Consider the following 12,730-nt stretch of genomic DNA (forward strand, 5'->3'; position numbering starts at 1 on the left):
CATATGTCCTTAATCGTTGATTGCCGCGATTGTAGCGCGAGGCGTAAAAGGTTCCACCGATGGTTGCGATTACTCCGGCACGATCCAGCTGACGGTCGTGTGACCGGTACCGGCCGGCACCAGCTTGCTGTGTAGCCACGGCAGCACATTGTTCATCTGCTGCTCCAGCTTCCACGGCGGGTTGATGACGATCATCCCGGAGGCGGTCATGCCGCGCTGGTCGCTGTCCGGACGCACCGCCAGCTCGATTTGCAGAATTTTGCGGATACCTGTGGCTTCTAAATCTTTGATCATGCGTTTTATTTGCGCGCGCAGCACCACCGGATACCACAGCGCGTAGGTGCCGGTGGCGAAGCGTTTATAGCCTTCGTTAATCCCGGTCACCACCGCCTGATAGTCGTTTTTAATTTCGTACGGCGGGTCGATCAGAATCAGACCGCGGCGCGAGACCGGCGGCAGCTTAGCTTTCAGCTGCTGGTAGCCATCGGCTTTATCGACGCGCGCGCGGCTGTCTTTCTGGAACTCGGCGCGCAGCAGCGGGAAGTCGCTCGGGTGCAGCTCGGTCATCTGCAGGCTGTCCTGCTCGCGGAGCAGCTGGCGGGCGATCAGCGGGGAGCCCGGGTAGTAGCGCAGCTGGCCGTTACGGTTGAAGTGTTCGACCACCGAAATATAGGGCTCAAGCTCTGCCGGCAGGTCGTCCTGCTGCCAGATCCGGGCGATGCCTTCGAGATACTCGCCGGTACGCTCGGCGTGCTCGCCGCTCAGCTGATAGCGGCCCGCGCCGGCGTGGGTGTCCAGGTAGAGAAACGGTTTTTCTTTCTCTTTCAGCGCTTCGATGATCAGGCTCTGAACGGTGTGTTTGAGGACGTCGGCGTGGTTGCCTGCGTGAAAGCTGTGGCGATAACTGAGCATGGATGCAGAGATTCCGGGAAATAAACAAGTTAACCGATAGTTTACCGCAGATCGGCCGAGATTACCGCTGCGCCGCCGCGCTGTTTCATTTCTGCCAAAAGCGTTGCAAAACATAACGCTGTCATAAAAGCGTCAAACGGCCGCGCTAGCGTCGGATACAGGCAAGGTAATTGTTTGAATAAAAGGAAAAATAATGAAAAATCAACTCTCGCTGCTGGCCGTGGCGCTGCTGCTGGCGCAACCGGTTCTGGCTAAAGACATCCCGCTGAACAGGGCGGCGGCCCTCGCCAATAGCGTGACGCCGGCTGCCTCCAGCCAGGCGTATGACGATCTTGAGCAACAGGCGCTGGCGCAGCTGCGCCACGCTTTGCAGGGGGATGCCGCCGCGCTGACACGCGATCGGCTGGCGCACGCGAAACAAAACAAAACCCAGGCCGATACCGCCTGGCTGAAGGCCAGCGGCTATGACTTCCAGACCCGGGCCAATCAGCAGGCGGGCATTGCGCTGATGTCGGCGTTCAGCAGCCTGCCGGAGACCGTCGTGCAGCAGAATCTGGCGATGGTGACCGCCATTAACCGCGACGCCGTACAGACCACCCGCCGTCAGGCGCTGGCCGATGCGGAAGGGATTAGCTACCTCTACTTCCTCAGCGACGCGCTGGGGCCGCGGCTGGGCAACGCGTTTCTGACCGCCTATGACCAGGGCGCGCTGGGGAAAGCGGCGGCGCTGATCAAAGCCTCGGAGGTCAGCACCGGCGAGGCGAAAAAGCACTACAACAATCCGCGGCCGTTTCTGGTGCAGGGCAACACCATTCACCTGGTGCCGGACGACGTGGTGGTGAAGGATAACCAGCCCTATACCGCCGACGGCGGCTCGTTCCCCAGCGGTCACACCAACACTGGCTATACTGATGCGCTGCTGCTGGCGGCGATGATCCCGGAGCGCTACGACGCGCTGGTGGCGCGCGGCGCACGCTATGGCTATTCGCGCATCGTGCTGGGTGTCCACTATCCCCTGGATGTGATCGGCTCGCGGATGGTGGCCGAGCGCAACGTGGCCCATTATCTTAACGATCCGCGCTACCGGGTATTATTTAACGAAGCCCGCGATCAGCTGCGCGCCGCGCTGGCGAAAGCCTGCGGCACATCGCTTGCCGAGTGCGCGAAGAGCAGCGTGAAAGACGATCCCTGGCGCGATCCGGCGATGCGTGATTTCACTCGTTTCACCATGACCTACGACCTGCCGCGCCAGACGGGGCCGCAGCCGCGCCTGCAGGTGCCGAAGGGGGCGGAAGTGCTGCTGGAGGCTGCCCTGCCGCAGCTGTCTGCGGCCCAGCGCCGGGCGCTGATGGTCAATACCGCGCTGCCGGCGGGCTACCCGCTGTCCGGCGCCACCCCCGAGCAGCAGTTCTGGCAGCGGCTGAATCTGTCGGCGGCCTGGGAAATGGCGCAAAAAGGGCATTAATGCGGTTTCCGGCACGCTGCACCGCGTGCCGCGTTTTTCCGGCAACGGGCGGACTTATCGCAGCAATACCCAGGCTGACGCACCGCCCGTCATTGAAATTCCCCCAACTATCCCCCATTCTAGATCTCATGCATAAGCGCCGGACGCGCGCTTCACTCACCCTTTTCAACAGGACAGCGCATATGACCAATCCATTACTGACGCCTTTTTCCCTGCCGCCTTTTTCTGCGATCAAACCAGAGCACGTGGTCCCCGCGGTCACCAAAGCGCTGGAGGATTGCCGGGCCGCAGTGGAAAGCGCGGTGGCGCACGGCGCGCCGTATAGCTGGGAAAATCTTTGCCAGCCGCTGGCGGAAGTGGACGATGTGCTGGGACGCATCTTCTCGCCTGTCAGCCATCTCAATTCGGTAAAAAACAGCCCGGAACTGCGCGAGGCCTACGAACAGACGCTGCCGCTGCTCTCCGAGTACAGCACCTGGGTCGGCCAGCATGAAGGCCTGTATAAAGCCTACCGCGACCTGCGCGATGGCGATAACTACGCCACGCTGAATACCGCGCAGAAAAAAGCGGTTGATAACGCGCTGCGCGATTTCGAATTATCCGGTATTGGCCTGCCGCCGGAGGCGCAGAAACGCTACGGTGAAATCGCCGCGCGCCTCTCTGAGCTGGGCAACCAGTATAGCAACAACGTCCTTGACGCCACTATGGGCTGGAACAAGCTGGTGACCGACGTCGCCGATCTGGCCGGTATGCCGGAAAGCGCGCTGGCCGCCGCTCAGGCGCAGGCCCAGGCCAAAGAGCAGGAAGGGTATCTACTGACGCTGGATATCCCGAGCTACCTGCCGGTGATGACCTACTGCGACAATCAGGCGCTGCGCGAAGAGATGTACCGCGCCTATTCCACCCGCGCCTCCGATCAGGGGCCGAACGCCGGGAAATGGGATAACAGCCCGGTGATGGCGGAGATCCTCGCTCTGCGCCACGAGCTGGCGCAGCTGCTGGGCTTTGACAGCTACGCCTTTAAATCCCTCGCCACCAAAATGGCGGAGGATCCGCAGCAGGTGCTCGACTTCCTCACCGACCTGGCAAAACGCGCCCGTCCACAGGGCGAAAAAGAGCTGGCCCAGCTGCGCGCTTTCGCTAAAACCGAGTTCGGCGTCGAAGAGCTGCAGCCGTGGGACATCGCTTACTACAGCGAAAAACAGAAACAGCATCTCTACAGCATCAGCGATGAGCAGCTGCGCCCCTATTTCCCTGAAAACAAAGTCGTTAACGGTCTGTTCGAAGTGGTGAAGCGCATTTACGGCATTACCGCCAAAGAGCGTACCGATGTCGATGTGTGGCATCCGGAAGTGCGCTTCTTCGAGCTGTATGACGAACACAACGAGCTGCGCGGCAGCTTCTATCTCGACCTGTATGCCCGCGAGCACAAGCGCGGCGGGGCGTGGATGGACGACTGCGTCGGCCAGATGCGTAAGCTGGATGGCTCCCTGCAGAAGCCGGTCGCCTACCTGACCTGTAACTTCAACCGTCCGGTCAACGGCAAACCGGCGCTGTTCACCCACGACGAAGTGATCACCCTGTTCCACGAGTTCGGCCACGGTCTGCACCACATGCTGACCCGCATCGATACCGCCGGGGTTTCCGGCATCAGCGGGGTGCCGTGGGACGCGGTCGAGCTGCCGAGCCAGTTTATGGAAAACTGGTGCTGGGAGCCGGAAGCGCTGGCCTTTATCTCCGGTCATTATGAAACCGGTGAACCGCTGCCGCAGGCGCTGCTGGAGAAAATGCTGGCGGCGAAAAATTACCAGGCGGCGATGTTTATTCTGCGCCAGCTGGAGTTCGGCCTGTTCGATTTCCGCCTGCACGCGGAGTACAAGCCGGAGCAGGGGGCGAAAATCCTTGAGACCCTGGCGGAGATTAAAAAGCAGGTCGCCGTGGTGCCAGGCCCAACCTGGGGCCGCTTCCCGCACGCCTTCAGCCATATCTTCGCCGGCGGTTACGCGGCGGGTTACTACAGCTACCTGTGGGCCGACGTGCTGGCGGCAGATGCCTTCTCACGCTTTGAAGAAGAGGGCATCTTCAACCGCGAAACCGGTCAGTCGTTCCTCGACAACATCCTGAGCCGCGGCGGTTCCGAAGAGCCGATGGTGCTGTTCAAACGCTTCCGCGGGCGCGAGCCGCAGCTGGACGCGATGCTTGAGCATTACGGGATCAAAGGCTGATTGCTACGTGAAGATCTGCTTAATTGATGAAACGGGCGCCGGAGACGGCGCCTTATCTGTTTTGGCCGCCCGCTGGGGGCTGGAGCAGGATGACAATAACCTGATGGCGCTGGTGTTGACCGCTGAGCATCTGGAGCTGCGTAAGCGCGATGAGCCTAAGCTTGGCGGTATCTTCGTCGATTTCGTCGGCGGGGCGATGGCCCACCGGCGCAAGTTTGGCGGCGGCCGCGGTGAAGCGGTAGCCAAAGCGGTGGGCATTAAAGGCGATTATCTGCCGGATGTGGTTGACGCCACCGCCGGCCTGGGGCGCGATGCCTTTGTGCTGGCGTCGGTCGGCTGTCGCGTGCGGATGCTGGAGCGCAATCCGGTGGTCGCCGCGCTGCTCGACGATGGTCTGGCCCGCGGCTATGCCGATGCGGAAATCGGCGGCTGGCTGCAGGAGCGGCTGCAGCTGATCCACGCCTCCAGCCTGACGGCGCTGACCGATATCACCCCGCGTCCGCAGGTGGTCTACCTCGACCCGATGTTCCCGCATAAGCAGAAAAGCGCGCTGGTGAAGAAAGAGATGCGCGTTTTTCAGTCGCTGGTGGGGCCTGATTTAGACGCCGATGGCCTGCTGGCCCCGGCGCGCCAGCTGGCGACCAAACGGGTGGTGGTAAAGCGCCCGGATTACGCGCCGCCGCTGGCGGAAGTCGCCACGCCGAACGCGGTGGTGACCAAAGGGCATCGGTTTGATATTTACGCCGGCACGCCGGAGTAATATTACCCCGTGGTGGTATCTCCCGGATAGCGGCGCAACGCGCCTTATCCGGGCTACCGCATTGTAGCCCGGCTCAGCGTAGCGCAAGCCGGGAACCGTAATATTTGAACAAACGGCGCCAGTGCGGGTCGGCCATCTTAAACGGTTACTCGGCGCTGGCCGGGGTATTAATCATCCGGTTCAGCCACGGCACCATTAGCGCCATCACCACCGTGACCCCCAGGGTCACCAGGCCAATTTTACTGAACACGCTGGTGTAAACCGGCAGCGTCTGCAGCGGGTCGGTGATATTTTCCGGCACCGCGGTGAAGGTCGCCACATAGCCGCCGAGCAGGAACGCGGCGGCCTGGGTCAGGAACCACATCCCCAGAATAAAGCCCATCAGATGCTGCGGCACCAGCGCGGCGACCATCGCCAGCCCCAGGGCGCTGATCAGCAGCTCGCCCAGGCTCTGGAACAGATAAACCAGCACAATAAACCACGGCGAGGTTAATCCCTGGGCGTCGGCGAACCACATCCCGGCGGCCGCGGCGGTCAGGAAGCCCAGCGCGCAGAGGAACATCCCGAGGGTAAATTTCACCGGCATGGTCAGGTCTTTACCCTTATGACCGAGATGGGTGTAAATCGCCGCCAGCACCGGGCTGGCTACCACCACCCAGAAGGGGTTCAGCGCCTGGAAGCTGACCGGGTTGATGGTAAAACCCAGGATCTGATGATGGACGTTGTTGATGGCGAAGAAGTTCAGCGAGGTCGGCATCTGGGCGTAGAGAATGTAAAACAGCACCGCCTCGATCATCAGGATAAAGGCGACGAACATTTTGTTGCGCCCGGTTTTATCAAGGCGAAACGCCTCGCGGAAAAAGAACGCAATGACCACGACCGACAGGACAATCAGCACCAGGTTGGCGATCATCACGTTATGCATCAGCCAGGCGCAGAGAAAAATCATTACCACCGTACCGGCCAGCACCAGCGCCAGATTGCGCAGGCTGAGGGGGCGGTGATCGGGCTCGGAGCCAATATCTTTTACCATCCCGCGGCAGGCGAAGTAGACCAGCAGCGCGATAATCAGCCCCGCGCCGCACAGGTTATAGGTCACCGCGTAGCCAAACTTTTCCGCGATCACCGGCGCCAGCGACAGCGACAGCAGCGAACCGATGTTTATCGACATATAAAACAGGGTGAACGCCCCGTCGAGACGGGCATCCTTCGGCGGATAGCATTTTGACAGCAGGCTCGCCGGGTTGGCTTTAAACAAACCGTTGCCGACGGCGATGGTGCCGAGGGCGATAAAGATCAGCTGCGGTTTCAGCAGCGACATCCCGGTCATAAAGTAGCCGATAGCCAGCACAACCGCGCCGAGCACCAGGGTACGTTTGGTCCCCAGAAGATGGTCGCCCACGTAGCCGCCGATCGAGATCAGCCCGTAAACCAGCGCCGCGAAGGCGCCGAAGGTGATAAAGGCCTGTTCCTGAGAGAAGCCCAACTGTTTAACAAAGAAGACCGCCAGGATCCCCTGAACGCCGTAATAGCCAAAACGTTCCCAGAGCTCCACAAAGAAGATCATGAAGAACGGACGAGGTTGCTGCAGCAAACCCGTAGGTGCAGTTGTATTCATATTCCTTCGCCTTGTATTACTTTCCCAAAAAGTATGAACGCGTATGCCAGAACGCGCCGAAAATGTCTGATAACTCGCCATGCTGCGATTATTGGCTTAATGAGTAGATTATTATATAGATGTTTTAGTGAATAACTGGCTGATCACACTAATTGAATAGCTTTTTTATGGAGTTAATCTCTGTTGTCTGGCGGGGCGGAAGCGAAAATAAAAACGCCCGCAGCGGCGGGCGTCTGGCATGACACAACGGGAGGGTTATTCGTCTTCTTCGTCGCGCAGCGGGACGATCAGCATGTCGACATGGACGGTGTTGATCAGCTGACGGGCAGAGGACATCAGCTTGCTCCAGAAGTCCTGATGATGGCCGCAGACCACCAGGTCCATATCGTATTTTTTAATCGCATCGACCAGCACCTGACCGAGGTCGCCGCTGCCGCTCAGGGTCTCGGTGATCGGGTAGCCGGCGTTGGTTGAGAGCTCGGTCAGCGCGTGATGGGTCTCTTCGGAGATGCGTTTTTGCATATCGCCGAGGTTCACGTCAATCAGCCCGGTGTAGAGGTCGGAGTAATTGACATCCACGTGGATCAGGGAGACTTTCGCGTTATAAGGGCGGGCCATAGAAACGGCTTTTTCAACCAGTACTTTACTCTCCGGGGACAGGTCTACTGCAATCAGAATATGTTTGTAAGCCATAGTGTTACTCCTTCCATAAGTTTGTCGATGACCATTGGACCTGACAGCTGGCGCTGCCGTTTCGCCCGCGTCCTGCGTGCTACATTCGCGGGAGGGTAGCCTTTAAGGACTTCATTGTAGAAGATATTTCTTACCTTATAGCGCCCCCCGCACTCCGTCAATGCACTGGGTTCACCTAAAAGCTAAACAAATTTATCCGTCTTACGTATTGATAACGAATAACCTTGTGGTAAAAAAATTAATGGATCTCCTACACTATTTAATGAGCCGGTCGGAAAAATAAATGTGATCGGAATCGCACTCTTTACGGTATTGTCGTCGGTTATTTGGGGAGCGGTAGCCGCGGAGGATTTCTCCGTGGGCGGGTCGCCGGGGAGGAGGTATGATCAGCACTATTGCGCTGTTTTGGGCCCTGTGTGTCGTTTGTGTGGTGAATATGGCACGCTACTTCTCATCGTTGCGTGCATTATTGGTTGTGCTACGTGGTTGCGATCCCTTGCTCTATCAGTACGTCGATGGCGGCGGCTTTTTTACCTCGCACGGGCAGCCCAGCAAACAGATGCGGCTGGTCTGGTATATCTATGCCCAGCGCTACCGTGACCATCATGACGATGAATTTATTCGTCGCTGCGAACGTGTTCGTCGCCAGTTTATTCTGACCAGCGCCCTGTGCGGCCTGGTGGTGGTGAGCCTGATTGCGCTGATGATCTGGCACTAACGATATTTTCAGAATAAAAAACGGGCCAGCAAGCTGGCCCGTTTTGAACGAATAACGCTTAAATCAGCTTCAGGGAGAGCCAGTAAAGGACGCCTGAAAGGATAATCGCTGCCGGCAGGGTCAGTACCCAGGCCATCAGAATGCTGGTTACCGTCTTTTTCTGCAGACCACCGCCATCCACCAGCATCGTCCCCGCTACCGAGGAGGAGAGCACGTGGGTGGTGGAAACTGGCATCCCGGTGTAGCTCGCCAGACCGATTGAGACCGCTGCGGTCATCTGCGCCGACATCCCCTGGGCGTAGGTCATACCCTTCTTACCGATCTTCTCACCGATGGTGGTCGCCACGCGGCGCCAGCCGATCATGGTACCAATACCCAGCGCCAGCGCGACCGCCATGATAATCCAGATTGGCGCGTACTCGATGGTGCTCAGCATATCGGTTTTCAGTTTCTTCAGCAGACGCTGGTCGTCAGCGCTCACGTCCGGCAGTTTCGCCACTTTGTCGGTAGTGTCGGAGATGCAGAGCATGATGCGACGCAGCTGGCCGCGCTGTTCCGGTTTTAGCGACTCGTAGTTCTCAACGCCGGTCAGCATGGTCTTCACGCGGTCAAGGGCGTTGATGGTGTTCGCCGGATGGCAATGAAACTCGCCGTTGGCCGCGGTATTGGTGTCCGGAGAGGGAACCAGCTGGTCAACGCCGGTGGCTTTCTTCAGCAGGTCAGGGCGCTGCTGGAAGAAGGTTTCCACGTTGTTGACCGCATCGCGGGTACGGGTGATTTCGTAACCGGAGGCGTTCATATTCACCACGAAGCCCGCCGGGGCGACGCCGATCAGGACCAGCATCACCAGACCAATGCCTTTCTGTCCATCGTTAGCGCCGTGAGAGAACGACACGCCGATAGCGGACAGGATCAGGGCGATACGGGTCCAGAACGGCGGCTTTTTCTTGCCGTCTTTCTTTTCACGCTCCGCCGGGGTCAGGTGGATACGCGCCCGTTTTTTGGTGCCGCTCCAGTAGCGGCGCAGCAGGAAAATCAGGCCGCCCGCAATCACCAGACCAACGATAGGCGAGATGATAAGCGAACCAAAAATGCCGATGACTTTCGGGATATTCAACGCATCAACCACGGAGGTGCCTGTCATCAGCGCATTGGTTAAACCAATACCGATGATGGCGCCGATCAGGGTATGAGAACTGGATGCCGGAAGACCGAAGTACCAGGTCCCGAGGTTCCAGATGATCGCCGCCAGCAGCATAGAGAACACCATGGCGAGGCCATGCGCGGAACCCATGTTAAGCAGCAGATCGGTCGGCAGCATATGCACGATGGCATAGGCTACGCTGAGACCGCCCAGCAGAACGCCGAAGAAGTTGAAGAGCGCCGCCATCGCCACAGCGAGCTGTGAGCGCATAGCGCGAGTGTAGATAACCGTAGCCACCGCGTTTGCGGTATCATGGAAACCGTTAATCGCTTCGTAAAACAGTACAAAAGCTAAAGCAAGCAATAATAATAGTCCGGTATGTAAATCCAGACCGGCAAATAAATGTAGCATAGGACGTTACGCCATTTTGAGGACATGAACGCGGCGCATTATCAGTGACTTTAGCGGCGCGGGCAAAGTGAAATATAGACTTTTTTTGATTTTCTTCCTGTTTAGGTTTTACCCTGTTGGGAGTAATCCTATATCTTTCAATGATGTATCTAATGCGGGATTTTTCCCGCTGGTGTGACCAGAGTGAAATATTTACAAAACCCGACAATTGGGGAACGAGGAATGCGGTGTGGAAAGGTTTGATGCCATTGTCGTTGGCGCCGGAGCGGCGGGAATGTTTTGCGCAGCGCAGGCGGGGCAGCTTGGCTGTCGCGTCCTGCTGCTCGACAACGGCAAAAAGCCGGGGCGAAAAATTCTGATGTCCGGCGGCGGCCGCTGCAACTTTACCAATATGTATGTCGAGCCGGCGGCCTATTTGAGCCAAAACCCGCATTTTTGCAAATCAGCCCTGGCGCGCTACACCCAGTGGGACTTTATCGAGCTGGTCGGCAAATATGGCATCGCCTGGCATGAGAAAACCCTCGGTCAGCTGTTTTGCGATGATTCGGCGGAACAGATCGTCACTCTGTTGCTGGCGGAATGCGAAAAGGGCGGCGTGCAGATCCGCCTGCGCAGCGAAATTCTCAGCGTGGAGCGCGACGAGCAAGGCTATCGGCTTCAGGTGAACGGCGAAACGCTGGCGACCAAAAAGCTGGTGATCGCCTCCGGCGGCTTGTCGATGCCGGGCCTCGGCGCCTCGCCGTTTGGCTATAAAATCGCCGAGCAGTTCGGCCTGAAGGTGCTGCCGACCCGTGCGGGTCTGGTGCCGTTTACCCTGCACAAGCCGCTGCTTGAGCAGCTCCAGGTTCTCTCCGGCGTCTCGGTGCCGTCGACCATCACCGCCGAGAACGGCACCCTGTTCCGCGAAAATCTGCTGTTCACCCATCGCGGCCTTTCCGGACCGGCGGTGCTGCAAATTTCCAGCTACTGGCAGCCCGGTGAGTTCGTCACCGTGAATCTGCTGCCAGACTGCAATCTTGAGGAATTCCTTAACGAGCAGCGCGGCGCGCATCCCAACCAGAGCCTGAAAAACACCCTCGCGATGCAGTTGCCGAAGCGGCTGGTGGAGTGTCTGCAGCAGCTGGGGCAAATTCCTGATGTCACGCTGAAGCAGCTGAACGTTCGAGATCAGCAAGCGCTGGTGGAGACGCTGACCGCCTGGCGCGTGCAGCCGAACGGCACCGAAGGCTACCGGACGGCGGAAGTGACCCTCGGCGGCGTGGACACCAATGAGCTCTCGTCGCGTACCATGGAGGCGCGTAAGGCGCCGGGTCTCTACTTTATCGGCGAAGTGATGGACGTCACCGGCTGGCTCGGCGGCTATAACTTCCAGTGGGCGTGGTCAAGCGCCTGGGCCTGCGCGCAGGCGCTGGTGGAAGGGTAATCTAAGCGTTCGGGCGCCCTGGCGCCCGAACGTATATGATCAGTTCAACCCAAGAAAATACTGGGCGATTTTGAAATAGATAATCAGTCCGGTGCCATCGATCAGCGTGGCGATAAACGGCGCGGAAACCACCGCCGGGTCGATGCCGATCCGTTTAAGCACCATCGGAATGACCGACGAGACAACTGCGCTCCACAGGGTAATGCATACCAGTGTCAGGCTGACGATCAGCGTGATTTCCATGCCGATGCCCATCATCCAGGCGCGCAGGCAGCCCGCCAGCCCCAGCGTTAAGGCAATCAGAAACGAGGTCGACACCTCTTTGCGGATCACCCGCCCCATATCGCGCAGCCGTACTTCTCCCAGCGCCATCGAGCGCACCAGCGTCGAAGTGATCTGCGTTCCGCTGTTGCCGCCGGTGCCGATGAGCAACGGAATAAAGAAGGCCAGCGCAATGGCCGACTCCAGGGCTTCTTCGAAATGCTGCAGCACGCTGCTGGTGTAGGCTTCGGCCACGAACAGCAGCAGCAGCCACACCGAGCGTTTCTTCCACAGCGTCCAGGGGCTGATGTCCAGATACGGTTTTTCCAGCGGCAGCGTCGCCCCCTGCAGCTGAGCGTCCTCGGTGACGTCATCCTCCAGCAGATGGGCGATCTCCTTTTCCATCAGGCAGCCGACCAGCTCGCCTTTATCGACGACGGGAACCAGCTCGAGGCCGCGATCGTTGAGCTCGGCAATGACCTGCGGGCGTTCATCGTCAGGTTTGACGCGGAACAGGCAGCTGTCCATCAGGTAGCGGATAGACTGCCCGACATCCCCTTCCTGCAGTAGCTTTTTGACCGACAGGCTGCCGCGCAGCTTTTTACCGGCGACAACAAACACCTGGCCGGGAATATCATCGCTGGTGAGCTGCGAGATAAAGTGCTCCCGCGCCTCATGGACGCTGAGATGTTCCTGCAGCGTAATAAAGTCGGTACGCATGTACTGGGCGATGGCATCGCCGTTGAAGCCAGAGGTCGCCTGATGGGCGGCGCAGAGTTGAATGGAAGACATGATTAAAATCCCTATAAAAAATCACTCATAGGGGCGAACAAGACAGGGTTAGCGCAGGCAGATCCCTACGTCCTGGTTTTAGCACTGCATAACGTATCTGAACGGTCATGACCGCCAGAAGTTACCTTGGCAACACCTTGATTCGATGGAAGCCTGTATTTCCCTTAGTGGTCTCTCTCGATACCAACAGGGCGGTAACTTGTATTTATGCAGGAGCCTCGCCATAACGAGATCGTTAAATGAAGCGCCATTATTGGCGAAGCGGGATAATTCACAAAGCGTATAATTTATGTGGTTTATCAACTGTT

Annotated in this window: 10 protein-coding genes and 1 riboswitch; of the genes, 5 read left to right on the forward strand and 5 right to left on the reverse strand. The window is 58.5% G+C overall.

The genetic code is table 11. The features are described 5' to 3' along the window. Positions 1–69: 69 nt before the first annotated feature. Positions 70–912 (reverse strand): 23S rRNA (adenine(2030)-N(6))-methyltransferase RlmJ, encoded by an 843-nt coding sequence (locus KHQ24_RS00965; protein ID WP_211777089.1) that lies wholly within the window; start codon positions 910–912, stop codon positions 70–72. A 193-nt stretch (positions 913–1,105) separates the two neighbouring features. Here KHQ24_RS00965 and KHQ24_RS00970 point away from each other — a divergent pair, with 193 nt between their 5' ends. From KHQ24_RS00970 to rsmJ, 3 genes are all read left to right on the forward strand, one after another. Next, positions 1,106–2,377, forward strand: a complete 1,272-nt coding sequence (locus tag KHQ24_RS00970; protein ID WP_211777090.1) for an acid phosphatase — start codon at positions 1,106–1,108, stop codon at positions 2,375–2,377. A gap of 182 nt (positions 2,378–2,559) precedes the next feature. Further along, complete coding sequence (gene prlC, locus KHQ24_RS00975) at positions 2,560–4,602, forward strand: oligopeptidase A (RefSeq protein WP_135683846.1); 2,043 nt, start codon at positions 2,560–2,562, stop codon at positions 4,600–4,602. A 7-nt stretch (positions 4,603–4,609) separates the two neighbouring features. Then, positions 4,610–5,362 carry a 16S rRNA (guanine(1516)-N(2))-methyltransferase RsmJ gene (rsmJ, locus tag KHQ24_RS00980; protein ID WP_043522531.1) on the forward strand — a complete coding sequence of 251 codons (753 nt, stop codon included), beginning with the start codon at positions 4,610–4,612 and terminating at the stop codon, positions 5,360–5,362. Positions 5,363–5,507: 145 nt separating this feature from the next. On the opposite strand, the gene dtpB is transcribed toward rsmJ, so the two are convergent. Next, on the reverse strand, positions 5,508–6,980 hold the full coding sequence (dtpB, locus tag KHQ24_RS00985) for a dipeptide/tripeptide permease DtpB (RefSeq protein WP_004204941.1): 1,473 nt from the start codon (positions 6,978–6,980) through the stop codon (positions 5,508–5,510). A gap of 255 nt (positions 6,981–7,235) precedes the next feature. Next, a complete protein-coding gene (gene uspA, locus KHQ24_RS00990; RefSeq protein WP_004145166.1) occupies positions 7,236–7,673 on the reverse strand; it encodes a universal stress protein UspA in 438 nt (145 codons plus the stop codon). 382 nt (positions 7,674–8,055) lie between these two features. Here uspA and uspB point away from each other — a divergent pair, with 382 nt between their 5' ends. Continuing rightward, positions 8,056–8,391, forward strand: a complete 336-nt coding sequence (uspB, locus tag KHQ24_RS00995) for a universal stress protein UspB (RefSeq protein ID WP_002921203.1) — start codon at positions 8,056–8,058, stop codon at positions 8,389–8,391. Positions 8,392–8,449: 58 nt separating this feature from the next. On the opposite strand, the gene pitA is transcribed toward uspB, so the two are convergent. Further along, positions 8,450–9,946: an inorganic phosphate transporter PitA gene (gene pitA, locus KHQ24_RS01000; protein ID WP_004204940.1), complete on the reverse strand. Its 1,497-nt coding sequence runs from the start codon at positions 9,944–9,946 to the stop codon at positions 8,450–8,452. A gap of 229 nt (positions 9,947–10,175) precedes the next feature. Here pitA and KHQ24_RS01005 point away from each other — a divergent pair, with 229 nt between their 5' ends. After that, positions 10,176–11,369 (forward strand): NAD(P)/FAD-dependent oxidoreductase, encoded by a 1,194-nt coding sequence (locus KHQ24_RS01005; protein ID WP_004204939.1) that lies wholly within the window; start codon positions 10,176–10,178, stop codon positions 11,367–11,369. 39 nt (positions 11,370–11,408) lie between these two features. On the opposite strand, the gene KHQ24_RS01010 is transcribed toward KHQ24_RS01005, so the two are convergent. Beyond that, positions 11,409–12,422 (reverse strand): magnesium transporter, encoded by a 1,014-nt coding sequence (locus KHQ24_RS01010; protein ID WP_032456703.1) that lies wholly within the window; start codon positions 12,420–12,422, stop codon positions 11,409–11,411. Between the two features lie 56 nt (positions 12,423–12,478). After that, a riboswitch (M-box (ykoK) riboswitch) is annotated at positions 12,479–12,660 on the reverse strand. Between the last annotated feature and the right edge of the window lie 70 nt (positions 12,661–12,730).

The organism is Klebsiella sp. 54, assembly GCF_018223875.1.
GTDB lineage: Bacteria > Pseudomonadota > Gammaproteobacteria > Enterobacterales > Enterobacteriaceae > Klebsiella > Klebsiella quasipneumoniae.

Excerpts from the sequence above, each read along its gene's own strand:
- KHQ24_RS00965 (WP_211777089.1), bottom strand. The coding sequence starts at position 912 with ATGCTCAGTTATCGCCACAGCTTTCACGCAGGCAACCACGCCGACGTC.
- KHQ24_RS00970 (WP_211777090.1), top strand. The coding sequence starts at position 1,106 with ATGAAAAATCAACTCTCGCTGCTGGCCGTGGCGCTGCTGCTGGCGCAA.
- prlC (WP_135683846.1), top strand. The coding sequence starts at position 2,560 with ATGACCAATCCATTACTGACGCCTTTTTCCCTGCCGCCTTTTTCTGCG.
- dtpB (WP_004204941.1), bottom strand. The coding sequence starts at position 6,980 with ATGAATACAACTGCACCTACGGGTTTGCTGCAGCAACCTCGTCCGTTC.
- uspA (WP_004145166.1), bottom strand. The coding sequence starts at position 7,673 with ATGGCTTACAAACATATTCTGATTGCAGTAGACCTGTCCCCGGAGAGT.
- uspB (WP_002921203.1), top strand. The coding sequence starts at position 8,056 with ATGATCAGCACTATTGCGCTGTTTTGGGCCCTGTGTGTCGTTTGTGTG.
- pitA (WP_004204940.1), bottom strand. The coding sequence starts at position 9,946 with ATGCTACATTTATTTGCCGGTCTGGATTTACATACCGGACTATTATTA.
- KHQ24_RS01010 (WP_032456703.1), bottom strand. The coding sequence starts at position 12,422 with ATGTCTTCCATTCAACTCTGCGCCGCCCATCAGGCGACCTCTGGCTTC.